This is a genomic window from Parabacteroides sp. AF27-14 (assembly GCF_003635425.1).
GTDB lineage: Bacteria > Bacteroidota > Bacteroidia > Bacteroidales > Tannerellaceae > Parabacteroides > Parabacteroides distasonis.
In genome coordinates, this window is sequence record NZ_QTLZ01000009.1 from 22,335 (window position 1) to 48,117 (window position 25,783).

Consider the following 25,783-nt stretch of genomic DNA (forward strand, 5'->3'; position numbering starts at 1 on the left):
GTTGCGGAAAAGACTGAAGGTAAACTCTTTAAGGTGATTTTGGTAATCGAGGGCAAGGAGGCTATCGCTATCTTTAATGAAAAGGGAGAAGAGATGAAGTAGTTATTAATGAATAGGATAATCCAAGATAGAAATAAACTCTATATTTGTCCCAATAACCGTATGCAATGAGCGTCTACCACTTTTCAGGTAGGCGTTCTTTTTTTCTTCTATTCCCATTCTCCCTTCCAAATGGGAGATCATTGTACTTCGACACTACACTGGCGATTCAAGTCCAGATTTTTTAATTAGCTTGAGAAAGAGACTGTTTTTTGAATTTCGCTATTCATTTATTGTTTATCAATAAATATTTATTACATTTGCAACGTCGTTTAAAATTAACATCATACGTCATGAAAAGAATTTCAACAGCATTTCTTCAAACAGTTATTGTTCTTATCGGTATTGTGGCACTTATTATTTTGATTTGGTTTCCCTTAACTGAGGGACGAGCCACACACCTAGATTTATTTAGTACTTACGCTGATCCATTTATCTTATATGGATATGGAGCGTCAATCGCTTTTTTTGTTGCGTTGTACAATGCTTTTAGGTTGCTCGGTTATATTGGGCAAAATAAAGTGTTTTCAACAAACTCTGTAAAGACTTTGAAGAACATAAAGCATTGTGCGATCTTACTAAGTATTTTAATCGTGCTGGCAGGACTATTTATAAGGTTGACCCATAATACAGAAGATGACCCCGCAGGTTTTCTTGCCATTTGTATCGTAACTACTTTTGTCGCTATCGTAGTTGCGACAGCCGTGGCTGTATTTGAAAAATTATTGCAAAATGCGATAGATATGAAATCAGAGAATGACTTAACAGTTTAATTATGCCTATTATTGTAAACTTAGATGTAATGATGGCAAAGCGGAAGATTTCTTTGAACGAACTTTCTGAAAGAGTTGGTTTGACATTATCTAACCTTTCTATCTTAAAAACGGGAAAGGCGAAAGCAATTCGTTTTAGTACCCTAGAGGCAATTTGTAGAGCATTAGACTGTCAGCCAAGCGACATTTTGGAATATGTAAATGATGAGAAAAAAACAACATAAGGAATCAACACTTTGATGCGGTTCAGTCTGCTTATTAGTATAATACAACTTTATGTAGTGCCTAACTCTTGTAAGAGTTTGTTATTTTTGATCCGCATGTAGCAGTGACGCTGGATGCGGATTTTTATTTTCTGTTTTATTTTGGCTATTGAAATTCATCAAAAGCATAAACATTATGATCTTTAATCTGGTTGTAATAATATAAGGTATTAGTTTAAGGCAATATATCCACTTCCGCTTCACCTGTGAAGGCCGAGCGGTTTGGTTTTCTAACTTTACTTCATGGCGTTTAAATCCTGTTCATGCAAGACTTAAGCGCCATTTTTCTGTACTTTCCCTTGAAAACTTTATGGGATCTACTCGGTATCTTTATTTTCAGTCTCTAGTTCCTTGATCTCTTTATTCAGAAAGACAGACAGAACTGTTCTCAGCACGACTATTCCACCTAAAATGGCCAATTCATTAAGTGTTGGTTCCAATACTGTTTTTAAGATATCTGACGCTATCAAAAATTCTAGTCCGAGAAGTAAGTATGTACCGAATGCAGCTCTTAGTTTTCTTATGTTAGTAATGGAATAATTACCAGTAAGTCGCTTAAGTTCATTTCTGAAAAATGAGATGACTCCGATTAATGCACCATAGGTGACAATCAGAAGGCTTGTCACACTTATTATAGTCGCTAAGGTATTTAAAAAACCAGTAAGCATAAATAGACCATTTTACAACCATAACATAAAAGGCCTATAGAATGTTTGTTGGAAGGCTCGCAGGTATGGTAGGTTTTCGGACTCACACTTTTACACGTATAGGATCAATCATGGATAAAAAACAACCCGGTAGTACAAAACTTGCCGGGTTGCTGTCTGTGTTATTCCAGAACGTCAAAAAATCCCCAATATTTTCACTTGCAACAAAATGCGCATCAAACATAATCTTTATTATTTGAATATCAAAACAAATCTATTAAATATTTTTCTTTTAAGCCTATTTTTATTGTTGTAGGACCATCTGATTTCTTTTTAAGGAAACTACTTCCTATCTAATGGCAATGAACTTCAATGATCTCATTTAGATTAGTGGTATATAATTTAGAGATGTGTTCATTTTCCATTTTTGCTATTTTATGTAAAAGAATTAAAGATGAAAATCTGTCTATATGATTTGTTTATTTGATTAAATATATTATATTTGTAGTAATAAAAATAAAGATTATGGAAGACCTTGAATTAATATCATTGTTGAATGAGTGTAATAAGATGAGTGTTCTTGAAGTGAGTAATTATCTTTTAGGAAAAATGGATTATTTGTCACGTATAAAAAGTGATAATTCAAATAAGATACTAAAGTATATAGAGTCTTTTGTCTGGATGATAAATCACGCGGGTAACCGTAGGCTAAGTTATGTCTCTGATAAAGATTATGAATTGATGCAAAAATCATTTGCGATTATTTATAGGAATAGTATTGTCCATTGAGTAGAATCGAAAGTATTTTTTAACTTTAGGCAAATGACTCTAGGCTAAATTCTTTTGATTTAGCCTAGAGTCATTGATAGTGTCGTAGAATCTTTAATGAATACAAACCTTTGTAATATCTACCGTGAAACCATTTTCGACAGGCATGAATTTCCCCTTTTGTTTCAGAAATACGATTAACTCATCCGTATCCATATTTTCTGCCGAACAAGTATAGAAACGCTGATCCTCACCAAAAGTCTTAACGATCGCTTCTTTTAAAGAAGCTTCTGAATAACTATTACCCTCCATCATATGAAGGACTTCGTGTGCATGTAACTGTTCCATAAATCAAATTACTTAATTATCGGATACAAAAATAAGGGGTTTATCCGTATAAAGGTGTAACAAATGTGACATCCTTTCAACTTTAGGCTTTTCTAAACAAAAATTAATCAAACCTGTTTAAATGATAGGACGTCTTATTTTTTAATAACTAAAATATATCACAATATGAAACGTATATTCTTCATGACATTGTTTGTCGCATTAACGACAATCACATATAGTCAAACGGATGATAAAGGATATGAGGAAGGCAAATGGGTACTGAAAGGTGTGACAGGTTTGAACTTGTCGCAAACGGCGATGTCGAATTGGTCGGCTGGCGGTGAGAACTCTGTTGCCGGAAATGCGTATCTGAATGGGACATTAACACATAAAAGCGGTGACTGGTTATGGGTAACCAATCTCGCTCTCGATTACGGATTATCAAAGACTAAATCGCAGGGAATGAGGAAAAGTACCGATAATATAACCCTGTCTACCCAATTAGGATATTCCACCAATAATGTATGGTATTATACGTTGATGGGAGATTTAAACACCCAGTTTGCCAAAGGATATAATTATCCGGATAAGACACATTATATATCGAACTTCTTTGCGCCGGCGTATTCGAATATCTCCGTAGGTATGGAATATCGTCCCAAAAGCAATTATTCGGTTTATCTTTCTCCGGCTTCCACGAAGATGACTTTCGTGGAGGATGATTACCTTTCCGAGTTAGGAGCTTTCGGGGTCGATCCGGGAGATCGCTTCAGAATGGAATGGGGAGCTTACCTGAAAGCTCGTGCGGAATTAATCGTGATGGAAAACGTGAACTTGATTACTACAGCTGACTTTTTTACTCCTTATAGCGATCAATTCGGAAATATCGATGTCAATTGGGATGTATTGATAAGCATGAAGATTAATAAATTCCTGTCCGCTACACTCAATACGACGCTTAAATATGATAACGACGTGAAAACTTTTGAGGATAATGGAGAGAAACGGGGGGCGAAGGTCCAGTTCAAAGAAATATTAGGCATAGGTGTCGCCTATAATTTTTAAGTGGCATTTACTTGCAGAAAATTCATAGTTATGACTACTTTCACTCATAGCTATGAATTTTTTTATAACTATGACTTTTTCTTGTAGTAATGATAACGCTCCAACACTTCCCGCACGTAATTATATGTTTCTGAGCCACGCAAGTATCCATGCTTGCAAACAGGATCGTTATAATACTCGGGATCATTTTTCAAACGAATATATTCCGCTACATTATTATCCCATTTATTGGGATCTTTTCCATATTTTCGGGCCAATCGCTGCGCATCGTAAATATGTCCGATCCCAGCGTTGTAAGCCGCTAGGGTAAACTTGACTTTTTCTTCAGGATCCGTAATCTCAGAAAAACCTTGACGGAAGCGCCGTAAACAATCTACTCCCGTACGGATTCCCGTATCCGGATCTTTCAATTCATGCGGGGTGACACCTAATGCCTTCGCCGTATTTGGCATGATTCCCATAAGCCCCTCGGCACCGGCCCACGATACAACCGTAGGATTGAAATGAGACTCTTGATAGGAAATAGACGCCAGCAGCTGCCAATCCCATCCGATGTTTTTCGCATGTTTCTTGAATAAAGGGTCATACGGGGAAATATGTCCATTCTTTACCTCCGGAATATCTGCGGTAAAAGGTCGCTTGCTTAATTCAAAGTACCGCTTAGTAACTGCCTTGAAAGAATGTTTACCCGTTTTATCAGAAGCCCATTCATCGATGGCCTTCGCCAAGTCCGGACTACTTTTCCTTACCACCCATGAAGAGCGTTGGGGAAAACTAACCTTTAGGTCGACATTGATATTCCAATAATAAGTCTTGTTTAGGCGGGCGGTGTTATCATCGCTGATCGTATAGGGAATTTCGCCCAAGGAGACCATCTCGATAAGATCTTCGGTAGCAATGGAGTCATTTTCCACTTTTTGGATATGGATTCCTCCGCCGAGTTCCTCATCCAAGTTCTTCAGTCGTTCGGAGTATTTGGTGTTAGGCTTTACGTAAACATTCTTATCGATTAATTGAGTGACATCGGTAAGAAGCTTATCGCCTTTATTGGCCCGTTGTATCAATACTTGACTGGAGATATCCTCCCGGCCGCAATAAATGACCTCTTGTTTCAGCTTGTTATTGATTGGGATGGGGTAGGCTACAACATCGACCTCGCCGGCTTCTAGCATCTCGATCAGACGGGCAGGATTCTCGGCGACCTTGATGTTTAATTTCAAACCTTGGCTCTTGGCAAAATCGTTTATCAGATCGTATTCATAACCCATGGGTTGCATCTTATATTGGAAGTAGGAGGTAGAACTGTATAAAGTCACCGCCGTGATCTCGCCTTCCGCTTTCAGTTGCGGTAAATCCACGAAAACGGAAACGTCCTCTTTCTCCTCTTGTTTGTTACCGTTGCAACCATACAAGAAGAACAAAAAGAGCAGAAAGGGGACGTATTTCCTATACATTATATTATATGTTTATTTTTTCTCAAGCAAAACCACGTTCTCCACATGATGTGTATGAGGAAACATATCGACCGGACGGATTTTCTTGACGGAGTATTTCACGCTCAACAAACTCAAATCGCGGGCTTGCGTAGCAGGATTGCAGCTAACGTAAACGATACGTTCCGGCTCGGCGAAGAGAATAGTGTTGATCACATCATCATGCATACCGGCACGTGGTGGATCGGTAATAATAACATCCGGACGTCCGTGTTGGTTTATGAAATCCTGCGTAAGGATATCTTTCATATCACCGGCATAAAAAAGCGTGTTCTCTATATGGTTCAAGGCGGAATTCACTTTTGCGTCCTCGATAGCCTCCGGTACGTATTCGATGCCGATAACCTTCTTTGCTTGACGAGAGACGAAATTTGCGATCGTACCTGTCCCGGTATATAAATCGTACACCATCTCATTTCCGGTAAGACCCGCGAATTCTCTAGCCACTTTATATAGATTATAAGCCTGTTCACTGTTTGTCTGATAGAAAGACTTAGGACCTACCTTGAATTGAAGCCCCTCCATCTCTTCGATGATATGATCTTTTCCCTTGAATACGAGAACTTCTTGGTCGGTGATCGTGTCATTACATTTGCCGTTGATGACGTACATCAAGGACGTGATTTCCGGGAATCGTTCCGCCAGATGAGATAATAACGCTTCCCTGCGCTCTACATCCTCATGGAAGAAAACCAATACGACCATCAAATCCCCAGTGGATGCCGTACGGATCATCAACGTACGAACGAATCCCTCTTGGTTCCGTAAATCGAAGAAAGGATATCCCTCATGAGATAGGCAATATTCCTTGACGCAAAGACGGATCTTGTTCGATATATCATCTTGCAACCAACATTTATGGATGTCCAATACCTTATCGAACATCCCCGGTATATGAAACCCGACACCATTCATGCAATCGAAAGAAGCACCGGACTGGATCTCTTCCTCCGTAAGCCATTTCTTGTTTGAGAAAGTAAACTCAAGCTTGTTCCGGTAGAAAGTCGTGCGCTCGGAACCTAAGATCGGAAGTTTCTCTTCCATTTCGACTTTCCCGATGCGGGTAAGATTATCGTAGACCTGTTTTTGCTTATAGTAAAGTTGTTCCTCATAGGGAAGATGTTGCCACTTGCAACCTCCACAGACACCGAAGTGCTCACAAAACGGCTCCGCACGTTTGGCCGAGTACTCATGGAAATATACAGGTTTCCCCTCCGCATAACTATTCTTCTTACGGGTCAGTTGAATATCAACCACGTCTCCCGGAGCGACGAAGGGTACAAATACCACCATATCGTTCACTCTCGCGATAGCCTTGCCCTCGGCGGCTACGTCCGTAATGGTTACCTTTTCTAATATAGGCAACTGTTTCTTCTTTCTTGCCAATGTCGTTAAGTTTTAAATTCGCTTCGCAAAAATACTTACAATTCCGCTAAGAACAAAGAGCTTCGTTCTATATACTTAAATGAGTCCGGCAAACAGTTCTCGTTATTCTATCAAGATTGATGAAGATATGATTATGGACAGAAAGGGATGTATAGTATGTGTTTATAAATCAATATATTGCAGTTTCTTAAAATTTCTTATAAGGAAAACTTTTGTTTTGCTATAGAAAAACTTTAGTTCCACTAGGGAGAAACTTTAGTTTCTTCAGCAAAAAACTCCTGAGTCTTCCTATTGGAAATAAATAGACACAAATAAAAGAAAAAGATCATATAATTATGTAAGGGGCAAAGAGATAGGCGGGAAATCCGATGGGAAATGGAAGCGTCAACAAACTTCCGCACGCAAATGTAAGCATTTGCTGGATATAAATGGTAAAGAATAGTTGTAAAACATGTAAAAATCTTTAACGCTATTCGTGCTTGCAAAGTAGAAATAGCATATATTTGCAGCATTGCAAAGTTGAGATAGCAATATAACAGTTGAAATCAACAAAACTAGAATCTAAATTCAATACTGTCGAATATGGAAAGAAAAAGAGTTTACACGTTCGGAAATGGAAAAGCCGAAGGTAAGGCAGATATGAGAAATCTGCTGGGTGGTAAAGGCGCTAACCTTGCCGAGATGAATCTGATTGGTGTACCGGTTCCTCCGGGATTCACGATTACAACAGAAGTTTGTATAGAGTATTACGAGTTAGGCAAAGATAAAGTCGTAGAGTTGCTGAAAGCGGATGTTGAGAAGGCGATCGCTAATATCGAAACGTTAATGAACTCTAAGTTCGGTGATGTTGCCAATCCTCTGTTAGTTTCAGTTCGCTCCGGTGCCCGTGCGTCCATGCCGGGTATGATGGATACGATATTGAACCTTGGCTTGAACGACGAGGTAGTGGAAGGATTGTCTCGTAAGACGGGCAACGCTCGTTTCGCTTGGGATTCCTATCGTCGTTTCGTTCAAATGTACGGAGATGTCGTATTAGGCATGAAACCGACAAGCAAAGAGGATATCGATCCGTTTGAGGCGATCATCGAGGAAGTAAAGAAAGCGAAAGGCGTTAAGTTAGATAACGAGCTTGACGTTGAAGACTTGAAAACATTGGTCTCTAAATTTAAGGCAGCCGTTAAGGCCCAGACCGGACAGGATTTCCCGACTTGCGCTTATGAGCAATTGTGGGGCGCTATCTGTGCCGTGTTCAATAGCTGGATGAATGAGCGTGCTATCCTGTATCGTAAGATGGAAGGTATTCCAGACGAGTGGGGAACGGCGGTTAGCGTACAAGCCATGGTATTCGGTAATATGGGCGATACTTCCGCTACAGGCGTTTGTTTCTCTCGTGACGCGGGTAATGGTGAGGACTTGTTTAATGGCGAGTACTTGATTAACGCTCAAGGTGAGGATGTTGTAGCAGGTATCCGTACCCCGCAACAGATCACGAAGATCGGTTCACAACGTTGGGCTGAACGTGCCGGAATCTCAGAAGAAGAACGTATCGCTAAATATCCGTCCATGGAAGAAGCCATGCCGGAAATCTATAAGCAATTAGACGCTATCCAAGAGAAATTGGAAGATCATTATCGGGATATGCAAGATATGGAATTTACCGTACAAGAGGGTAAACTTTGGTTCTTGCAAACCCGTAACGGTAAACGTACCGGTGCCGCTATGGTGAAAATCGCTATCGACTTATTGCATCAAGGTATGATTGATGAGAAAACAGCGTTGAACCGTATCGAGCCGAATAAATTAGATGAGTTGCTTCACCCTGTATTCGATAAAAAAGCCGAGAAACTGGCGAAAGTGTGGGTAAAAGGTTTGCCGGCTTCACCGGGTGCCGCTACCGGACAGATCGTATTCTTCGCTGATGATGCCGCTAAATGGCATGCCGATGGCAAAAAGGTTGTCATGGTCCGTATTGAGACTTCTCCGGAAGACTTGGCCGGTATGGCTGTCGCCGAAGGTATCCTTACCGCTCGTGGAGGTATGACATCTCATGCCGCTGTTGTAGCTCGTGGTATGGGGAAGTGCTGCGTATCCGGTGCTGGTGCCTTGAACATCGATTATAAGAATAAGACTGTAGACGTTGATGGCGTGACTTTGAAAGAAGGTGATTATATCTCTATCAATGGTACGACCGGAGAAGTCTATGTCGGGCAGGTTGAGACAAAAGCCGCTGAGTTATCGGGTGATTTCGAGGAGTTAATGGCTTTAGCCGATAAATATACAAAATTGCAAGTTCGTACAAACGCTGATACGCCTCACGACGCTTCGATCGCTCGTAGCTTCGGTGCCGTTGGTATTGGCCTTTGCCGTACGGAGCATATGTTCTTCGAGGGTGAGAAGATCAAAGCTATGCGTGAGATGATCTTGGCCGAGGACGCTGAAGGTCGTAAGAAAGCGTTGGCGAAGATCCTTCCTTATCAGAAAGAGGACTTTAAGGGTATCTTCAAGGCTATGGCCGGATGTCCTGTTACCGTTCGTTTGCTCGATCCTCCTTTGCATGAGTTCGTTCCTCACGATTTGAAAGGTCAAGAGGAAATGGCTGAGACTATGGGCGTGTCCGTTAAGGAGATCCAAAAACGTGTGGAATCTCTTTGCGAGCATAACCCGATGTTGGGTCACCGTGGTTGCCGTCTAGGTAATACATATCCGGAAATTACGGAAATGCAGACTCGGGCCATTTTAGGTGCCGCTTTGGATTTGAAGAAAGAAGGTATTGAGGCTAAACCGGAAATCATGGTACCATTAACAGGTATCTTATATGAATTCAAGGAACAAGAGAAGGTGATCCGTACCGCGGCCGAAGAGCTATTCAAGGAAGTTGGCGATCGTATCGAATTCAAGGTAGGTACGATGATCGAGATTCCTCGTGCGGCATTGACAGCGGATCGTATCGCTTCCAGCGCTGAATTCTTCTCATTCGGAACGAATGACTTGACTCAGATGACATTTGGTTACTCTCGTGACGATATCGCTTCCTTCTTACCGGTTTACTTAGAGAAGAAGATTTTGAAGGTCGATCCGTTCCAAGTACTAGACCAAAATGGTGTAGGACAGCTGGTTCGTATGGCAACTGAGAAAGGTCGTGCCATCCGTCCGGATTTGAAATGTGGTATTTGCGGCGAGCATGGTGGTGAGCCTTCTTCCGTTAAGTTCTGCCATAAAGTTGGCTTGAATTACGTATCATGTTCACCTTTTAGAGTGCCCATCGCTCGTATCGCGGCGGCGCAAGCGGCTCTAGAAGACTAATCAAGGGGTTGATTTTTAATAGTTTAAGCACACGATAGACAGGAGGGTGGATTGAGTGATCAATCTACCCTCTATTTTTTTATAGTCATATGGTATAATCTTATATATCAGGATATTGAAGTGGTGGGGAAGGCAACAAAACGACTAGTTTAATCGTTCGTTTTAATTAGTCGTTTGCAAATATCGCAAAAAACATTTACTTATGAAAGTCAAAAAGACTTTAGAATATAATTTTGATGCGGTTTTTGGGGTATTTTACTAAACCTATATGTTCCCTATAAAATAATCGATATAAACGACTAATTAAAACGAACGATTAATTCATTCGTTTTTTGAAGAAAAACAATCGTTTTTTTGTAATCGGTTGGTAGATAAGACTTAAAGAGTAGAAAGTTCGGTAGCCGGTAGCGATTTGGTAGCTGTGCGGGTTTCGCTGCATTGCTTCGCTCTGCTCTTGGAACTGATGCAAATATAGGGATTTTGACCGAAAAAGGGAAATGTTTCGGGGGATTTTTTATTTTTCGGGATTACCGGATTACAGGAAAAGCATAAAAGCAGGAGGCGGTGCAAGAAACGAGGTTGCACCAGTGGTTTTACCAGAAGTGTAAAGCATTGATTTTCAGCGTGTATTTCTGTGGTGCAAGGTGCAGCTATATTTATATATATAGCTGCACCTTGCACCAGCCACAGGGCTGTTTTGCGGCTTGCACCGAAAATCTTTTAAGTTATTGTAAATGAGTTGGTTTTGAGTTTTGGTGCTTGTTTCGGGGGAAAGGTGGGATGAACGGGATGTTCCGATAGGGCTTGGCGGCTTCGTGCTTGCCCTGCAAGGGCTTGGCAGGCGGGGGGCTGGAATGTCGGATTTAGGGCAGTCTTGGGGCTTTTATTCAATCCTTTGCCCCTTCCGGTCGATGTAATACCAATCATCGCTTTCCCAATAGCGGTATTCCCCATCCGAACCGGGAACTTCTTTCTGTTCTCCCGTGTCGGTTACTTTCGCCTTCCCGTTCTCGAAAGGAAAGCCAAAAGCGAAGCGTGGCTCTATGAGGGTATTGCCATGCTTGTCCGCATATCCGATACGCCCTTTTTCATCGATGATGCGGTAAACGCCTTCCTGCACGGGGTCGTTGCCGTTGTCATACCGGTACGGGACATAGAGGCTTGCGGGATGGCTGTTGCCGGAGGATATGGCCGTGCAGCGGTCATGATAAAGGGTGAACAGCCGTATTTCAAGCAGGATGGCAAGGACTGCAAGCACCATGCAGACAAGGAAACGGAGGCGATAGCGTTGCCGTACCGATACATGGAACGCCCCGTAATAGTCGTGCATCATGCGGTAACGCTCCTCGGTATAGATGCGCATATTCCTCCAGAGCAATACGGGGAACGGCAGTATCAGCGGGAAAAACGTAAGGCGGTTGTCTGTCTCGTAAAGAAAACGGACAGCCGGAGTGTCCAAGAACTGTAAAGCGATGGCGACAGGAAACAGGAGGCAGGCGAACTGAACCACACTGATGACCGCAAAACTACGGTCCGGGAAGCCGTGCCGACAACTGCGCCACGTCCAATAAAAGAGGTGGTCGAAGAATCCGGGGAGCTTCAACCGGCTGGTTCTTTTATGTGGGGAGGCTTTCTTCATACGTTGCGGCTATATAGGTGCAAATAAAACGTATTTCTTCCAAACGGAAAAGAATTTTGCGGTGAAACTTTTTGAGTGATTGGACTTTTCGCTATTTTTGCTTTGATATATAACGGTTCGTCCGTAAGGTATGAATTTGGCTTTTTCTGTTATTGCTATGGAATGGTTCGATAAGATAAGCGAGTTTATGGAGGGTCTGCCGGAGTGGTTGCAGGCGCATCCGAGGTACGGCTACCTGATCGTGGCGGGAATCCTGCTGCTGTGGCTCGTGGGGATTGTCTGCGGATGGCGGTGGACGTACTCCCGTCCGGGAAGTTGGGAAGGGAATTTCTGGCTGGGTACGCTGGGTGAAAGGAGTTACCGTTTCTGGCTGGGGCTGATCGTTGCCGCCGCAGCGGGATGCGCCCTGTTGCTGTTCTTCGTAACGGGATAAGCAAGCGGAAAACAAGGAAAGGAGGAATCTATGTTCAAGGAACCGGCATACTGGATGTATTACTTCTGGAGCAAGAACAAACGTGCAAGGAAAGACAAGGCGGTTATCTCCAATGCCACGTGGACGATGGCAATCCTGTGGTTTCTTAACCTGATGGCTCTCCATCTTTTGTTCGAGGCATGGGGATGGGATATGCTGACGGGCTGGTTCTCTTCCCTGACGGACAAGGTGGAATGGAGCAGGTTCAACCCGGTTGCCTACCTGTTCGCCGCAGCGATGCTCGCCCCTTTTATCTGGATTGCCGGAAAGCTGTATTACCGTCCTGCGAAGCTGAAAGCGATGCAGGCGAAGTACGAGACAATGGGCGAATACCGGAAATTGCTCGGTCAATGCCTGTTCTGGCTGTATGTTATCGGCAGTTTTGCATCGTTCTTCATTATAGCCGAACAAAAGAACCATTCCAAGGAGCAACCGCTGATCGAAAGGTTGCAGGAGATACGGGACGGCAAATATCCCGTTGAAAAGACGCACTCACCAACCGGCGAATGACTTTCTTCCGGCTCCCCCTGCTTACTGTCATGCCGTTCTGCGGGTGGAACCGGCACAGCCTTTCTGTTTTTCACGATTGAATATCCGGACCTATGGAGCAAAATCCGAATCTGTAATTCAAGGAAATATCGTGACCGATACGGGGTGTCGGCAGGACATCTATTGCAAACAATTTGTAATTTCGTGTAAGATTTGTATTATTTAATATCGTGTTGAAACAAAATGAAACAGAATCTTACACTAATTCTAATGAATGAAGCCGTCCGGGAGGGATGGCGGGAGTGGATGGAAAAGGTACGCAAGGTATTGCCGCAAACGGATGCGGAGCGTCCGGTGACATGGATTGCGGCGGAACGGCTCGCACGGGAGAACGGACGGATGGTACGGCTGGTGGAGCTGCTGCGGGAACACCGCCCCGTACTTTCGTACCGGGTGAAGGAGGAAGCCGGGCTGCTGATACTGGTCGCCTATCACCGCCACGGAAGCTCGTCAGACTTCCTGCTGGAAACGGCGGAGGCGTATTTCCGGGAAAGGGACTGCGGAGGATTCCTGTTCCTCTGCCGGATGCAGGCAAGCATCAACGCCTACGACGAATACCCGCACCTGAACGTGCTCTGCAACCGTCTGGCGGGACTGCTGTTCCGCTTCCGCCGTGAACGGGCGTCCGAGTACCGCAAGGGCATACCGCCGATGTTCGGCAAGGCGGACTTGCAGGAGGTGGAAAAGTACCTGCCGCACCTGCGGGGCTGCTCGTTCCGGGAAGAAATCGCACTGGCTCTGCCCAAGGTGAAGAACGTGGAGGAACTGGCACGGGAATGCGCCATGTCGGTCAATACGCTGGGACGGCGTTTCAAGGAGGAGCTGAACACCACTCCGCACCGCTGGCTGACGGAACAGCGGAAGGCGCACGTGACCTCCCTGCTGGCGGACACGGACATGCCCCTTCAAGAGATTGCCGACATGTGCGGCTTCGCCACTCCGAGCTACCTGTGGGACTTCTGCAAGAAGCACCTGAAGGCTACTCCTGCCGAAATCCGTGAAATCGCCCGGTGCGCCCGTACCGTTTAGCCTCCCTTTTCCAGCCCTGCCGTGAAAAACCGACCGTCCGGAGCCGATTGGCGGACAATCCGAATCCGGCGGTGAAGATTCAGAACGTCCGTTTCCCTGCCGTCCGCTAACTTTGCGCCCTTATAAACAACATGAAACAAGATTTATATGGAAGAATATTTTAACGGGCTGCTGAAGGAGGTGGATCAGCGCATGGCGACCACAGCCCCCGGCATGGACGGCAAGGAGGTGATAGGCGTCTGCCGTGAGATGGTCTCGTACCTGAAAGGCAAGAACCGGGAACTGAAGGAGTACGCCCTCGCCCATCCGTTCGCCGGGGACGCGAAGGAGATCCTCTACTTCAAGTATTACAAGCCCGCCCTGACGGGCAGGCTGCTGTACTATTACCGGGTGTACCAGATAGAGAGCGGCTGCCCCGCCTGCCTGCGTGTCGCCGAACCGTACTACCGCAAGGCGATGGAGCGTGCCGAGCGGATGATGGAACGCTACCTGCCCTTTTACCAGTATTACCACAGCGGGGCGACATACCGGGACAGCTACTATTTCCTGCGGGCGAAGGACGAGCTAAGCCCCGAGAGCGGCAGCTTCGTGCTGGACGAGGAGGCGGAGTTCTCCACGGGCTATGACATACTGGCGGCACGGCTGATCTCGGTGGAGATGCTGCTGGTACACCTGAGCCGCCGGATGGAGCGTGCGGCGCAGGGGACGGAGACGGAAGCCGTGCCGGAGAAGGAACACCGCTGGACGAACACGAAGGTTGCCGCCATACTGCTCGTCTATGGCATACACGTGACGGGAAGCGTGGACGAGGGCAACGCCGAGATCGGCGAGCTGGCTGCGCTGTTCGAGAAGCATTTCCACGTGGATCTGGGCAACGTGTACCACGCTTTCGGCAGGCTGCGGGGGCAACAGAACCCGACGGCGTTCTTGGACGAGATGAAGGAGAGGCTGCTGAAAAAGATGCGGGACATGGATAGCCGGTAGCAAGTTGGCAACGGGGCGGCAGGACACGGGAAGGGAGCGTCCGAAGGGCTGGAAAGAGCCTTCCGGACGCTCTTTTTTACCCCGTCTCGGTCCTTTTTACCGCCCGGAACGGCGGCAAGGGCTAAAATGCGCCCCGAAAAAAAATCTTTGCCAAGGTGCTGATATAGTGGCAGGAAAAACCGGCGAATCGGGCGACATTTGCGGCAGAAACCTAAAAATGAGTACGACAATGGAAATAATGACCATCGAGAGCAACGCCTACCGCCTGCTCGTGGAGAAGATCGAGAAGATAACCGCCTACGTGGAGGAATCCCGGAACCGGGAGGAAACGGAGCGCAAACGGAAAGAGGAAGCGGAAAGCCCTGCGACCAAGGGACGGAAAGCCGACCCGAAGTGGATGACGCACAAGGAGGTGTGCGAGGCGCTGGACATCAGCCACCGCACCCTGCAACGCTACCGCCAGAAGAACATCGTCCCCTATTCGATGATCGGGCGGCAGATACGCTATCCCCGGCAGGCTGTCGAGAGCCTGCGTGAGCGGTGGATGGTGGAGACGCCCGCCGCCAAGATCGACCGGATGATAGCGGAACATCCCCTGCATAACCGAAAAAACGGAAGCTATGGTAAGAAAGGAAGAAGTGCTGGCAAGAACCAGTAACGGGCTGGACGTGTTCCGTCACTACCTGCCCGTGAAGTGGCGGGTGGGCAGGAACTTCCTGAACCCGCTGTACGCCGACAGCAAGGCTTCGTGCAACGTGTATTACGACCGCCGGAGCGGTACGTACCGGATGAAGGACTTCGGCAACGGGGACTATTCGGGAGACTGCTTCTTCCTCGTGGCAAAGCTGAAAGGGCTGGACTGCCGGAACGCCGCCGACTTCGTGGAGGTGCTGCACACCATCGACCGGGAGTTGTGCCTCGGACTGGACGGGGACAACCCGACCGACGGGACGGTGGGAACCGGGGGCTGCCGGAGATTGCGACCCGTGCCGGGCGCAAGGGGCGGCGACGCCGGGGAAGCCGGAACGGACACGGAAGAGGCGGCAATGTCCGCCGACCGTCCCGAACCGAAGCCCTACCGGGCGGCGGAGAAGCCCTTCACCGAGGGGGAGCTTGCCTACTGGGGCGCATCGGGCATCACCGTGGAGGTGCTGCGCCGCTACGGGACGGTATCGCTCGCCGAGTACCGGGGCGAGACGAGGGAGGGCAAGGCGTTCGGCTTCAGCTCCACCCCGGCGGAACCGATGTTCGGGTACAGGGGGAAATGGGGCGTGAAGGTCTATCGCCCGATGTCGGAGGTGCGCTTCGTCTATGGCGGGCACACGGGCGACAACTACTGCTTCGGGCTGGAGCAACTGCCCTCGAAGGGCGACCTGCTCTTCCTCACGGGCGGCGAGAAGGACGTGCTGACGCTGGCGGCGCACGGCTTCCACGCCATCTGCTTCAACTCGGAGACCTCGGTCATCCCGGCGAAGACCGTGCGCAAGCTGGTCTATCGCTTCAAGCACATCGTGCTGCTGTACGACACGGACAAGACGGGGCTGGAATGCTCGGAGAAGCACCGTGCGCAACTGGCGGAGTACGGGGTGAAACGGCTGGTGCTGCCGCTGCCGGGGACGAAGGCGGAGAAGGACGTGACGGACTACTTCAAAGCCGGGCACACGAGGGCGGAGCTGATGGGGCTGTTCCTGAAACTGCTCGACACGCTGTACGGGGACACGCTGGCGATGCTGAAATCGTGCGAGATCGACTATGACCACCCGCCCGAACAGGCGGTCGCCATCGTTACCGCCGGGGACGTGCCGTTAGGCTCGGAAGAGAACATCCTCTGCATCACGGGCGGCGAAGGGACGGGCAAGAGCAACTACACCGCCGCACTGGTCGCCGGGGCGATCATGGAACGGGAGACGGACGCCGATCTCTTGGGGGTGCGGGTGGAGCCGAACCGCAAGGGGCGTGCGGTGCTGCTCTACGACACGGAACAGAGCGAGCAACAGCTCCACAAGAACACGGGGCGGCTGCTGCGCCGTGCCGGGCGTGAGCGGATGCCGGAGTACCTGCACGTGTACTGCCTGACGGGGATGTCGAGAAGCGAGCGGCTGACCGCCATCGTGCAGAGCATGGACCGGTACCACTACCTGCACGGGGGCATCCATCTGGTCGTCATCGACGGGGTGGCGGACCTGATCCGCTGCGCCAACGACGAGGCGGAGAGCGTGGCACTGATTGACGAGATCTACCGGCTGGCGGGAATCTACCGCACGTGCATCGCCGCCGTGGTGCATTTCGTGCCGAACGGACTGAAACTGCGGGGACACCTCGGCAGCGAGCTGCAACGCAAGTCCGCCGCCATCCTCTCCATCGAGAAGGACGAGAACCCGGAGGTGTCGGTGGTGAAGGCGTTGAAGGTCAGGGACGGCAGCCCGCTGGATATTCCGCTGATGCAGTTCAGATGGGACAAGCAAGCCGGGATGCCCGTCTATGTGGGCGAGAAGCCGAGGGCGGAGAAAGAGAAGCGCAAGGAGAAGGAGCTGGCGGAGATGGCACGGGAGGCGTTCGCCCGGCAGGAGAAGTACGGCTACATCGAACTGTGCGAGCTGATACAGGAGATGCTGGAAGTGAAGGAACGGACGGCGAAAGGCTACATCCGCTATATGCGGGAAAAGGAAATCATCGAAAAGGAGGGCGACTGCTATGTACACGGACAGGGAAGAGTTTGAGGGTTGGATGGAGCGCATCATGGAACGCTTCGACCGGACGGAGAAATTGCTGGAAAGGGTGCTGAGGAAGAACAACACGCTCGACGGCGAGGAGGTGCTGGACAACCAAGACCTGTGCCTGCTGCTGAAGGTGGGCATCCGCACGCTGCAACGCTACCGTGCCATCGGGGTGCTGCCGTACTTCACCATCAGCGGCAAGGTGTTCTACCGCACGAAGGACGTGCACGAGTTCATCCGCACCCGTTTCGCCGACGTGGAGGAACGGGCTGCGAAACGCAAGGAGAAGGAAGCCCGGAAAGAGGAAAGGCGCAGGAAAAGGGGGCTGTTCCCGTGAGAATGACATTTTTCTGACGGTGCTTTTAGTGGATGAAGCCCTGCCGGATCGTGAGATTAGGCGGGGCTATTGTTTTGTTATTCGGGAAGTTTCCGTATCTTTGCCATACGAAGACAGAAGGCGGTGCTCTCGGGCACGGTCTCTGTCGTGACATAGAAGATTCATGCCCGGCTTGGAAGCAGGCGGGGATTGATATACATATTGTACGTTCGCTGAACGTCTTGACACGGAAAACTGGCACTTTTCAAAAAAGACAAGATGTATAGCGCAATGTTCATGCTGTATGCTTATACGGCGTGGGCTTGCCTGTCTTGTCTTTTAGGTATGCCAGTACCTTCGTGTCGGGATAGTGTGAGTTCACGCTGTTCTTTTGGGTGCGAGGCGGACATAATCCTTAAAAACACATTGATATGAAACAGATTACCTTGCATGTGTACCAATCCATTGACGGTTGTCCGGTCAGATCGGACAAGTATTTTGATGCGGCGGTGGATGCCTCCGGCTGCGTGCTGATCGACGAGGAAACCTACCTGCGCATTTACCTGAACCATCTGGGCTGGCCGCTCACGGCAAAAGAAACTTTGGTCGTGACGGACGGCTGTATTGATTTGACGGAGAAGGAACGGGTGCGGTTTGTTACAGGGGATGCGGCAGCGGAACTGCGGGGAATAAAAGCGGACGGCGAAGGGACGGTAACGGCTTACGGAGCGGAAACCGGGGCTTTGCTCTTGGATAACGGGCTGGCGGACGAAATCGTGGTGATAACCGTGCCGGTGCTGGTCGGCGGCGGCGAGAAGGCACTGGAGTGCGGGCTGAACGACGGCAGGACGTGGATCGTGCGGTCGAGCAAAGTATTGGAGGACGGGAAAATCCGGACGGTGTACGGAAGGGTATGCCCATGAAATGCAAAAAGCCACTGAAAAGTGGCTTGGGTCATTCAGGAAAGGATGACGGGTTATAAAAAAACGACCCGCCGATTTGAGCATTATCAAGAGGCTTGGCAGGTTCTACTGGCGCAAAGATAACGGAAATAGTTGGAATGACAAAGATATGTTGAATTTAGGTCTTACTGATGCCTAAATTTGAAGTATAAACAAAAGGTGCATCAATGATGCACCTTTTGTTCTAATATATTAATTCCTTTATAATGTTAAAGTACATTTGTCGGAAGAATATTAGTTCTGTCTAATTTCTTTCTAAAGAATGTTTTTTGAATAGACGATAATACGCTATGTTCAATCACATCCTTATGCAAAGTAAAGAATTTATCAGAAGCACTAATACACTCTTGTGTAGCTTTACATTTTCTCAAAGAATTATTCAATAGACTAACTCCCATGAGCTTAGTTTTGAAAAATCTATTTTTTAATCCGTTACGGTATAGAAAATCAAAATAAACTTCAGCATCGGCAACATTATATTTTGCCAATTCTGATTGGAGAGCAGTCCAATAGTAATCCGTCATTTCCAATGACAGAACTACTACTAAAAAACTTCGTTCTCCTAAAGAGATTATTTGATAATCTTTTGTCTTCATTTCTTTACCAATTAGTACATAAGTCATTTATAATAACAAGTCCATCCTTTATTATGTTCACCGCTTCATCATAATATAAGGTTCTGCTTGTTTCTAAGTTCCTGCGATCAATATGGAAAGTTGTATGCCGATTCTTGTTATAAAAGTCATACGCCTTTTCCAATGCTCTTTTTAACGAGGGATTACCATTGTAAGTTCCCACATTCTCCAAAAAATGGTAGTTTCCATCTTTACCTCTCTCAAAATATGTACCATAATCTTTAAAATCCGGTGCGTCTTCCAAGAGTCTTTTGCTAATCAAGCCATCCAAAGCCTTCATTATACCGAATGTATAACACCCGTAATCATCAACCACAACACCGGAGTTAGCAAGAGCAATAGATGTTTTCAGAAAATCTTCAAGAATACTTCCTTCAATGTTTTCAGTTTTCGTGAAATGCTTATTCAAATCTTTTTCTATCACACATCCTACTAAAGGTTGAATAGCCAAGAAGTCTTCCATTACTTCGGTTGGAACAGAAGATATTGTCTCCATTATTTCTGTAATAAGCTCAATATAAAAAGCTGTTACAGCTCCCTGTAAAAATAAAGTCCCATTATTATAAAAAATAATAGATACCTTGGCATCATATTTCCCCTTTAAATGATATTGGTTCCTGATAGCAGGATTGTTATCTGTATTGACCGTAGTTATTTCGATTTCATCACTTTCCGATAATACATCTATAAAAGCATCAAAATCTTCTTCACTTATTCCTTTTGCCGTAAAGCTTTTCTTATCAGGGCAAGGAATTGAAGTATTTTGAAGGATAACGTTCCAACATTCTTCACATATTCCTTTTAAATGTGCTTTTCCTTGCGTACTATAAGAAACTTGCCCGCCATTAATAAAACAGTTTAAGATACCAGTTTCCTTATTATGAGTTATTGCTATTTTTTTTAATTTACCTTCTTGGCAATCTGTTATTTTGATTGAATATGAAGGTTTTGTCGCTATAAAATCAATAGCAACCTGATCTATGTTTTCAACAGATAATGAGTGCTTTTTAGCCATTGTCGTCCTATTTTCGGGTACAAAAATACAATATTTTTCGAATATATGTCCACAAATTCAAGCATTTAACCCTTTTTGAGCTGTAAAAAGGCTGTTTAAAGGGAAATGGAACGCTTCATATTATGAACAGAATAGGTTCGAAATCCTTTCGAGTATTTGCCAGTCGGTTATGGGAAAGACAAATCCGCCTTCTTATATAATCGGCTGGTAAAGATAGTGAATATTGCCGGGATTACGGGTACAAGACCTTGAAATCCCGTGGGTGCGACATGAAGTCGCATAGATAATTGTTGGAATGATACTTACGGGTATCAGCTTTAACCCGCTGTTCCGTCAGCGGTAGCCTACCGACCGATGCACCTTAATGTTGTATTAAGCGGTCGGGACGAAGTACACTTTCGCAAGACAAGACAGAACCGTGAGGGGAAGTCAAGTACGGTTAGTATCATACCGTAGAGTGGCGAGGCTGGATAGTATGGTTAGCGCAAGCGAACTGTTAGTAAACTTCGTAATGTCACGAAAGAGTGTAAGATACTGGCACACTCTACCCAAAAGGGAAGCGGTCGGTTAATCCTCTCCATGGTAGGATTACACGGATATAAGCACCGCCGGAGGATGAGACAGAACCTAACCTATCCGTTAGTTATCTATGTGGAACATGGTAAGCCTGTATATCTCCTGTCATGTAAAAATGACAGGTAAGCTGACAGCAATGAAAGCCGAATGGTGTGCAGGTATAAGATAACAGAAAAAGCGAATGCCGTTCTGTAATGGAGCGGATACGGATTGAACCGACATCACGGGCTGATGTGGGCGACATCATCCGACACGAAAGTGGGCAGACTTCTGTGACGACATTAGGTAGGCAATCAAACCGAATGTTGTCAAATGGTGATTCTTTACAATTAACTTTTAGAACTTTCAAAAGGAGGAAAGCAAATGAACGAAAACAAGACATCGTGTGCGCCTGCTGACAATCAGCAAACACTTTGGGACAGAATAGACTGGACTAAAGCGGAGTTGGCCGTCAGAAAGCTACAAGCACGAATTGTAAAGGCTCAGAAGGAAGGCAGATACAACAAGGTGAAAGCCTTGCAGTGGACGCTGACCCACTCTTTTTACGCAAAAGCCTTAGCCGTAAAGAGAGTTACTTCTAACGGAGGTGGCAACACCCCCGGAGTGGACATGGAAACATGGGAGAAACCTGAAGCAAAAACACAAGCGATAAGCGAACTCAAACGCAGAGGCTACCAGCCGAAGCCATTGAGAAGAGTCCACATCAAAAAGAGTAATGGCAAACTGCGACCGTTGGGAATACCGACAATGAAAGACAGAGCCATGCAAGCACTCTACCTTATGGCATTAGAACCAGTGTCGGAAACAACAGCCGACTCACGTTCATACGGTTTCCGCAAGGAACGCCGCTGTATGGACGCGGTAATGCAATGCCATAACATTCTCCGAAAAGGCTATTCTCCCGAATGGATTCTGGAGGGTGACATAAAGGGGTGCTTCGACCATATCAGCCATGAATGGCTGCTTGCCAACATCCCTATGGACAAGGCAATACTCCGAAAGTGGTTGAAATGCGGCTATATCTTCAACAAACAGATGTTCCCGACAGAGGAGGGAACGCCACAAGGTGGCATTATCTCTCCCACGCTTGCCAATATGACATTGGACGGATTGCAGAAAGTCCTTGCAGAGAAATATAAACGAGTTAGAATCAAAGGTAAGTTATATTCGCCAATGGTGAATCTTGTCCGTTACGCTGATGACTTTATAATTACCTGCGAGAACCGTGAAACACTTGAAAAGGAAATCAAGCCATTGGTAGCCGACTTTATGTCTGAAAGAGGTCTGACCTTATCAGAAGAAAAGACGGTGATAACCAATATCCATGACGGTTTCGATTTTCTCGGTTTCAACATCCGCAAATTCGGCAATGAAATATTGACCAAGCCGACCAAGAAAGCCGAAAAACGCTTTATGGAGAATATCCGTAAGGTGACAAAAGGTCATAAGGGTTGCAAGCAGGAATCATTAATCAGGATGTTGAATGCTAAAATTCGAGGATGGGGAGCATATTATCAGCATGGGGCGACACGTGATTCTTTTCACAGAATCGACCATCAGATATTTCTCGCCTTGTGGCAATGGGCTAAACGCCGTCATTCCAAGAAAGGGAAACGGTGGATAAAAGACCGCTATTGGCACAATATCCGAGGGAATAGCTGGACTTTTGCGGCTAAGTTCAAGAAATCAAACGGCAAAGAAGACCAACTTACTTTGTTGAAACTGGCATCTTCGTTTCCTTTTCTGCAATATACGCAGATAAAGGGGGACATGAATCCGTTTGACGCAGACTGCCGCCTGTACTTCAATAAAAGAATGAAGTCAAAGATGCTTGTGACGCTGAAAGGACGTAAATCCCTGCTTTACCTATGGGAAAAGCAAGGTCGGAAATGTCCGATATGTGGTGAACCGATTGACACGCATAAGGCATGGAATGTAATGCCGACCGTACAAGACGGACGGAAATGCAATCTGTTGGTTCATGATGAATGTTTCAAATTATCCCGTAAAAAACAATGGAAACAAGAAGTAGGATGAGCCGGTCTCTGCACACGAACAGAGACTTTGAAAAGCTTGAGCCGTATGAGGGGAAACCCTCACGTACGGTTCTGAGGGGGGAAGAGGGCAGTAATGCCCTTGACCTACCCGATGCTGCCGCCGTCTGTCAAGCCGTCCTGCCGGAGCCGCCGGAGGGTCTCGGCTGCCGATCCGCTGCCGAAGTTGCGGACACAGTACAGGCGGGAGAAGCGGAAGCGGCGGAGGTGGACGAGCAGGTGCTCCACGGTGAAGACGCCCAGCTCCCGGCACGCCCGGACGATGCGCTGCGACAAGCCGAAGGTGTCGAGCGGGGTGTCGAGCAGGCGGCGGAGCCTGCCCGGTCTGCCGGGCTTGCCCCGCTGTTGCGCCACGTCCTCGTAGATGGTGGCGACCCGGTTGCGGCTGAACAGGGCGGCAAGGGATGCGCCGTCGATCATCAGGATGCCGTCGAAACGGGCGTAGGCGATGTGGTTGCCGTTCATCCAGAGGGTGATGCGCAGCTCGTCCGTGCCGCAGAGCCGGGCGGCTTCCGCCACGGTGATCCAACCGATGCCGTTCATCGCCTGCGCTCCTTTCCTTTGGGCTTGTCCGTACGGGGCGGGAACCCGTACACGGTGTGGAAGTCCTTGTCGAAGGTGAGGTACGCATCGAAGGGCTTGCCCTCCCTGCTCCTGAAGCCTTTGATAAGGGATGTTTTGCCTTTGGTCACGAGGTCGGCAATCTGGCTGTCGGTGAGCTGCTTCTCCCCCTTGTTGCGGAAGACGGTAAGCCCACAATCGACGTTGCTGCACTTGGCGACTTTCGGGTAAAGGAGGATGCGACCGGAACGGCACTTGGGACACGGGATATGTCCGCCGTCCGCCACCGATACCTGCACTTGCAGGAGTTCTTCGGTAATCTGGGCGGCATAGACCTCGATGCCCTTGCGGAAGGTGTCGGGATTCATCTCCCCGCTCTCGATCTTGGCGAGGGCGGTCTCCCACTGCCCGGTCATCTCGACATCGGCGATGCGCTTGTCCTTCACTATCTGGTACACGGCAAGCCCCTTGTCGGTCGGCACGAGGCTCTTCTTCTCCCGGCGCACGTAGTCACGGGCAAAGAGGGTCTCGATGATGGAGGCACGGGTGGCGGGCGTGCCGATACCGTTCCCTTTCAGGCTGTCCCGCAGCTCGTCGTCCCGCAACTCCCTGCCGCAATGCTCCATCGCCGAAAGGAGGCTGCTCTCGGTGTGCAGGGGACGGGGCTTGGTCTGTTTCTCCACGCACTCCGCCGATTGCAGGGGGAAAGACTCGCCGGGCTGCAAGGGTGGCAAAGCGGCTGTACCCTCGTCGTCCTCGTCCCGCTCGTTCCGCACGGCACGCCATCCGGCGGACCTGACGACCGTCCCCTTGGCGGTGAACACGCTGTTCCCTGCCGTGAAAGAGACGGTGGTAGCGTCCTTGAGGCAACGGGCGGAGAAGGCTTCGAGCAGGCGGGCGGCTACCATGTCGTATACCGTGCGCTCGTCGGCGGACAGCTCGCCAGGCAGACACTCGGTGATGATGAGCGCATGGTGGTCGGTGACTTTCCCTGCGTCCACGCTGCGGCGGTTGAGCGAAGCTCCTTTCAGGGCGGCGGCATGGGCGGCGAAAGCCGGGTACCGCTCCAGCAGGGCGATACGATCGGGTATCTCGTCGAACACATCGTCCGATAGGTAGCGGGAGCCGGTACGGGGGTAGCTCAACACCTTCTTCTCGTAAAGCGACTGGGCGATGGAGAGGGTCTTGTCTGCCGAGAAGCCGTACCTGCCGTTCGCCTCTTTCTGCAAGGCGGTCAGGTCATAGAGCAAGGGAGGTTCTTGGCTCACCTCTCTGTGCTGCACGTCGGCAACCTGCACCGTCCCCGTTTTGGTTACAGCGGCGAGGGCGGCGTTTGCCGCCGGAAGGGTTTCGTAACGCAATTCAGAGATGGCGGCGAAGGGCGTGCCGTCCTTTTCCGCCGTAACCTTCAGCCGGAAATAGGTCTGCGGGGTGAAATCCCTGTTCTCCAGATAACGGGAGCAAATCATCATCAAGGTGGGCGTCTGCACCCGTCCGAGGGAGTAGATGCCCTGCCCGGCGGCGATGGAAAGCGCTTGAGTCGCATTCAATCCAATCTCCCAGTCGGCGATAGCACGGGCTTCGGCGGCACGGTAGAGGTTGTCGTAGTCGCTTCCGGGCTTGAGGTTATCCAGCCCTTCCCGGATGGCACGGTCGGTCAGCGAGGAGATCCAGAGGCGCAGGCAGGGTTTGCGGCAGCCAAGGTAATTGTAGATGTACCGATGAATGGCTTCGCCCTCACGCCCGGCGTCGGTCGCCACGACGATACGGTCGGAACGGTCGAAAACCTCCCTGATGACCTTCAACTGTTTGAGCACGCCGGGGGCGGGCTTGTACTCCTTGCCCTCCCGTATCTGGCGGGGGATGTACTTGAACCCCTGCGGCAGAATGGGCAGGTTCTCACGCCGGAAGCCCGCATAGCCGTATGCTTCGGGCATGGCAAGCTGGACGAGATGGCCGAACGCCCAGGTAACGAGGTAGCCGTTACCTGAAAGGTAGCCATCGTGCCGCTCCCGGACATTCAACACGTTTGCTATATCCTTCGCTACGGAAGGCTTTTCAGCGATAACTGCTGTAATCATATTTCTTTAAAGTTTAACGGTTTGACAAAAGTTATCCCGCCGCTCGGACGGGATAACCGGTAATTC

General features: G+C 48.1%; 24 protein-coding genes and 1 pseudogene. 15 read left to right on the forward strand and 10 right to left on the reverse strand.

Translation table 11 applies throughout. From position 1 onward, the window contains the following. Positions 1-392: 392 nt before the first annotated feature. Positions 393-872 (forward strand): DUF2975 domain-containing protein, encoded by a 480-nt coding sequence (locus tag DWY79_RS10935; RefSeq protein WP_087344632.1) that lies wholly within the window; start codon positions 393-395, stop codon positions 870-872. A 2-nt stretch (positions 873-874) separates the two neighbouring features. Beyond that, positions 875-1,096, forward strand: a complete 222-nt coding sequence (locus DWY79_RS10940) for a helix-turn-helix transcriptional regulator (RefSeq protein ID WP_005862373.1) — start codon at positions 875-877, stop codon at positions 1,094-1,096. A gap of 356 nt (positions 1,097-1,452) precedes the next feature. Here the strand turns inward: DWY79_RS10940 and DWY79_RS10945 are convergent, their stop codons facing one another. After that, positions 1,453-1,803 carry a DUF1622 domain-containing protein gene (locus DWY79_RS10945; protein WP_008772200.1) on the reverse strand — a complete coding sequence of 117 codons (351 nt, stop codon included), beginning with the start codon at positions 1,801-1,803 and terminating at the stop codon, positions 1,453-1,455. Positions 1,804-2,135: 332 nt separating this feature from the next. Beyond that, a complete protein-coding gene (locus tag DWY79_RS23375; protein ID WP_350453580.1) occupies positions 2,136-2,207 on the reverse strand; it encodes a hypothetical protein in 72 nt (23 codons plus the stop codon). 100 nt (positions 2,208-2,307) lie between these two features. Here DWY79_RS23375 and DWY79_RS10950 point away from each other — a divergent pair, with 100 nt between their 5' ends. Next, on the forward strand, positions 2,308-2,571 hold the full coding sequence (locus DWY79_RS10950; RefSeq protein WP_230328000.1) for a hypothetical protein: 264 nt from the start codon (positions 2,308-2,310) through the stop codon (positions 2,569-2,571). 93 nt (positions 2,572-2,664) lie between these two features. Here DWY79_RS10950 and DWY79_RS10955 read toward each other — a convergent pair whose 3' ends face one another. Then, positions 2,665-2,898, reverse strand: coding sequence for a YecH family metal-binding protein (locus DWY79_RS10955; RefSeq protein ID WP_122369352.1), 234 nt, complete (start codon positions 2,896-2,898; stop codon positions 2,665-2,667). A 165-nt stretch (positions 2,899-3,063) separates the two neighbouring features. Here DWY79_RS10955 and DWY79_RS10960 point away from each other — a divergent pair, with 165 nt between their 5' ends. Continuing rightward, positions 3,064-3,945 (forward strand): DUF3078 domain-containing protein, encoded by an 882-nt coding sequence (locus DWY79_RS10960; protein ID WP_048927277.1) that lies wholly within the window; start codon positions 3,064-3,066, stop codon positions 3,943-3,945. A 68-nt stretch (positions 3,946-4,013) separates the two neighbouring features. Here the strand turns inward: DWY79_RS10960 and DWY79_RS10965 are convergent, their stop codons facing one another. Continuing rightward, a complete protein-coding gene (locus DWY79_RS10965; protein ID WP_005862368.1) occupies positions 4,014-5,399 on the reverse strand; it encodes a transglycosylase SLT domain-containing protein in 1,386 nt (461 codons plus the stop codon). Positions 5,400-5,411: 12 nt separating this feature from the next. Next, a complete protein-coding gene (rlmD, locus tag DWY79_RS10970) occupies positions 5,412-6,824 on the reverse strand; it encodes a 23S rRNA (uracil(1939)-C(5))-methyltransferase RlmD (RefSeq protein ID WP_122369353.1) in 1,413 nt (470 codons plus the stop codon). Between the two features lie 582 nt (positions 6,825-7,406). On the opposite strand from rlmD, the gene ppdK reads away from it, so the two are divergent. Beyond that, positions 7,407-10,127 (forward strand): pyruvate, phosphate dikinase, encoded by a 2,721-nt coding sequence (gene ppdK / locus DWY79_RS10975; protein ID WP_008772196.1) that lies wholly within the window; start codon positions 7,407-7,409, stop codon positions 10,125-10,127. An 883-nt stretch (positions 10,128-11,010) separates the two neighbouring features. On the opposite strand, the gene DWY79_RS10980 is transcribed toward ppdK, so the two are convergent. Next, on the reverse strand, positions 11,011-11,766 hold the full coding sequence (locus DWY79_RS10980) for a WG repeat-containing protein (protein WP_117912747.1): 756 nt from the start codon (positions 11,764-11,766) through the stop codon (positions 11,011-11,013). Between the two features lie 130 nt (positions 11,767-11,896). Here DWY79_RS10980 and DWY79_RS10985 point away from each other — a divergent pair, with 130 nt between their 5' ends. The 8 genes from DWY79_RS10985 to DWY79_RS11030 all read left to right on the forward strand — a co-directional run bounded on the left by DWY79_RS10985 (position 11,897) and on the right by DWY79_RS11030 (position 18,756). Further along, a complete protein-coding gene (locus DWY79_RS10985) occupies positions 11,897-12,199 on the forward strand; it encodes an immunity 17 family protein (RefSeq protein WP_081356590.1) in 303 nt (100 codons plus the stop codon). 30 nt (positions 12,200-12,229) lie between these two features. Beyond that, positions 12,230-12,748, forward strand: a complete 519-nt coding sequence (locus DWY79_RS10990; RefSeq protein WP_117543738.1) for a hypothetical protein — start codon at positions 12,230-12,232, stop codon at positions 12,746-12,748. A 222-nt stretch (positions 12,749-12,970) separates the two neighbouring features. After that, positions 12,971-13,816, forward strand: coding sequence for an AraC family transcriptional regulator (locus DWY79_RS11000; RefSeq protein ID WP_117543734.1), 846 nt, complete (start codon positions 12,971-12,973; stop codon positions 13,814-13,816). Between the two features lie 147 nt (positions 13,817-13,963). After that, on the forward strand, positions 13,964-14,800 hold the full coding sequence (locus DWY79_RS11005) for an RteC domain-containing protein (protein ID WP_117912750.1): 837 nt from the start codon (positions 13,964-13,966) through the stop codon (positions 14,798-14,800). Positions 14,801-15,029: 229 nt separating this feature from the next. Then, entirely contained in the window at positions 15,030-15,458 is a 429-nt protein-coding gene (locus tag DWY79_RS11010) for a helix-turn-helix domain-containing protein (protein WP_028728041.1), read from the forward strand. After that, entirely contained in the window at positions 15,421-17,520 is a 2,100-nt protein-coding gene (locus DWY79_RS11015) for a bifunctional DNA primase/helicase (RefSeq protein WP_117912752.1), read from the forward strand. Before DWY79_RS11010 ends, DWY79_RS11015 begins: the two co-directional genes overlap by 38 nt. Beyond that, positions 17,495-17,854, forward strand: coding sequence for a helix-turn-helix domain-containing protein (locus tag DWY79_RS11020; RefSeq protein WP_117912754.1), 360 nt, complete (start codon positions 17,495-17,497; stop codon positions 17,852-17,854). Before DWY79_RS11015 ends, DWY79_RS11020 begins: the two co-directional genes overlap by 26 nt. 410 nt (positions 17,855-18,264) lie before the next feature. Beyond that, positions 18,265-18,756 carry a dihydrofolate reductase family protein gene (locus DWY79_RS11030; protein WP_117912760.1) on the forward strand — a complete coding sequence of 164 codons (492 nt, stop codon included), beginning with the start codon at positions 18,265-18,267 and terminating at the stop codon, positions 18,754-18,756. A 248-nt stretch (positions 18,757-19,004) separates the two neighbouring features. Here DWY79_RS11030 and DWY79_RS11035 read toward each other — a convergent pair whose 3' ends face one another. After that, the gene (locus tag DWY79_RS11035) at positions 19,005-19,391 is read right to left on the reverse strand and encodes a type II toxin-antitoxin system RnlB family antitoxin (protein WP_004327330.1); all 387 of its coding nucleotides are present in this window, start codon (positions 19,389-19,391) and stop codon (positions 19,005-19,007) included. Between the two features lie 4 nt (positions 19,392-19,395). Continuing rightward, positions 19,396-20,445 carry a type II toxin-antitoxin system RnlA family toxin gene (locus tag DWY79_RS11040; protein WP_004327332.1) on the reverse strand — a complete coding sequence of 350 codons (1,050 nt, stop codon included), beginning with the start codon at positions 20,443-20,445 and terminating at the stop codon, positions 19,396-19,398. Positions 20,446-21,384: 939 nt separating this feature from the next. Here DWY79_RS11040 and ltrA point away from each other — a divergent pair. Next, positions 21,385-23,058, forward strand: coding sequence for a group II intron reverse transcriptase/maturase (gene ltrA, locus DWY79_RS11050; RefSeq protein ID WP_118032878.1), 1,674 nt, complete (start codon positions 21,385-21,387; stop codon positions 23,056-23,058). Next, positions 23,037-23,180: pseudogene (locus tag DWY79_RS23035) on the forward strand (DNA methylase); the annotation flags it as partial. The gene ltrA and the pseudogene DWY79_RS23035, both read left to right, overlap by 22 nt. On the opposite strand, the gene DWY79_RS11060 reads toward DWY79_RS23035, so the two are convergent. After that, entirely contained in the window at positions 23,163-23,618 is a 456-nt protein-coding gene (locus DWY79_RS11060) for a DNA-binding protein (protein WP_118032879.1), read from the reverse strand. The pseudogene DWY79_RS23035 and the gene DWY79_RS11060 sit on opposite strands and share 18 nt — an antisense overlap. Beyond that, positions 23,615-25,717 carry a type IA DNA topoisomerase gene (locus DWY79_RS11065; protein WP_118032880.1) on the reverse strand — a complete coding sequence of 701 codons (2,103 nt, stop codon included), beginning with the start codon at positions 25,715-25,717 and terminating at the stop codon, positions 23,615-23,617. Before DWY79_RS11065 ends, DWY79_RS11060 begins: the two co-directional genes overlap by 4 nt. Positions 25,718-25,783 lie beyond the last annotated feature (66 nt).

Coding starts and splice junctions, on each gene's coding strand:
- DWY79_RS11040 (WP_004327332.1), bottom strand. CDS start 20,445: ATGGCTAAAAAGCACTCATTATCTGTTGAAAACATAGATCAGGTTGCT.
- DWY79_RS10990 (WP_117543738.1), top strand. CDS start 12,230: ATGTTCAAGGAACCGGCATACTGGATGTATTACTTCTGGAGCAAGAAC.
- DWY79_RS11000 (WP_117543734.1), top strand. CDS start 12,971: ATGAAACAGAATCTTACACTAATTCTAATGAATGAAGCCGTCCGGGAG.
- DWY79_RS11065 (WP_118032880.1), bottom strand. CDS start 25,717: ATGATTACAGCAGTTATCGCTGAAAAGCCTTCCGTAGCGAAGGATATA.
- DWY79_RS10945 (WP_008772200.1), bottom strand. CDS start 1,803: ATGCTTACTGGTTTTTTAAATACCTTAGCGACTATAATAAGTGTGACA.
- ltrA (WP_118032878.1), top strand. CDS start 21,385: ATGAACGAAAACAAGACATCGTGTGCGCCTGCTGACAATCAGCAAACA.
- DWY79_RS11060 (WP_118032879.1), bottom strand. CDS start 23,618: ATGAACGGCATCGGTTGGATCACCGTGGCGGAAGCCGCCCGGCTCTGC.
- DWY79_RS10955 (WP_122369352.1), bottom strand. CDS start 2,898: ATGGAACAGTTACATGCACACGAAGTCCTTCATATGATGGAGGGTAAT.
- DWY79_RS10985 (WP_081356590.1), top strand. CDS start 11,897: ATGAATTTGGCTTTTTCTGTTATTGCTATGGAATGGTTCGATAAGATA.
- DWY79_RS11010 (WP_028728041.1), top strand. CDS start 15,030: ATGGAAATAATGACCATCGAGAGCAACGCCTACCGCCTGCTCGTGGAG.
- DWY79_RS10940 (WP_005862373.1), top strand. CDS start 875: ATGCCTATTATTGTAAACTTAGATGTAATGATGGCAAAGCGGAAGATT.
- ppdK (WP_008772196.1), top strand. CDS start 7,407: ATGGAAAGAAAAAGAGTTTACACGTTCGGAAATGGAAAAGCCGAAGGT.
- DWY79_RS10965 (WP_005862368.1), bottom strand. CDS start 5,399: ATGTATAGGAAATACGTCCCCTTTCTGCTCTTTTTGTTCTTCTTGTAT.
- DWY79_RS10980 (WP_117912747.1), bottom strand. CDS start 11,766: ATGAAGAAAGCCTCCCCACATAAAAGAACCAGCCGGTTGAAGCTCCCC.
- DWY79_RS11020 (WP_117912754.1), top strand. CDS start 17,495: ATGTACACGGACAGGGAAGAGTTTGAGGGTTGGATGGAGCGCATCATG.
- DWY79_RS10960 (WP_048927277.1), top strand. CDS start 3,064: ATGAAACGTATATTCTTCATGACATTGTTTGTCGCATTAACGACAATC.
- DWY79_RS11015 (WP_117912752.1), top strand. CDS start 15,421: ATGGTAAGAAAGGAAGAAGTGCTGGCAAGAACCAGTAACGGGCTGGAC.
- DWY79_RS10935 (WP_087344632.1), top strand. CDS start 393: ATGAAAAGAATTTCAACAGCATTTCTTCAAACAGTTATTGTTCTTATC.
- DWY79_RS11035 (WP_004327330.1), bottom strand. CDS start 19,391: ATGAAGACAAAAGATTATCAAATAATCTCTTTAGGAGAACGAAGTTTT.
- DWY79_RS11005 (WP_117912750.1), top strand. CDS start 13,964: ATGGAAGAATATTTTAACGGGCTGCTGAAGGAGGTGGATCAGCGCATG.
- DWY79_RS10950 (WP_230328000.1), top strand. CDS start 2,308: ATGGAAGACCTTGAATTAATATCATTGTTGAATGAGTGTAATAAGATG.
- DWY79_RS11030 (WP_117912760.1), top strand. CDS start 18,265: ATGAAACAGATTACCTTGCATGTGTACCAATCCATTGACGGTTGTCCG.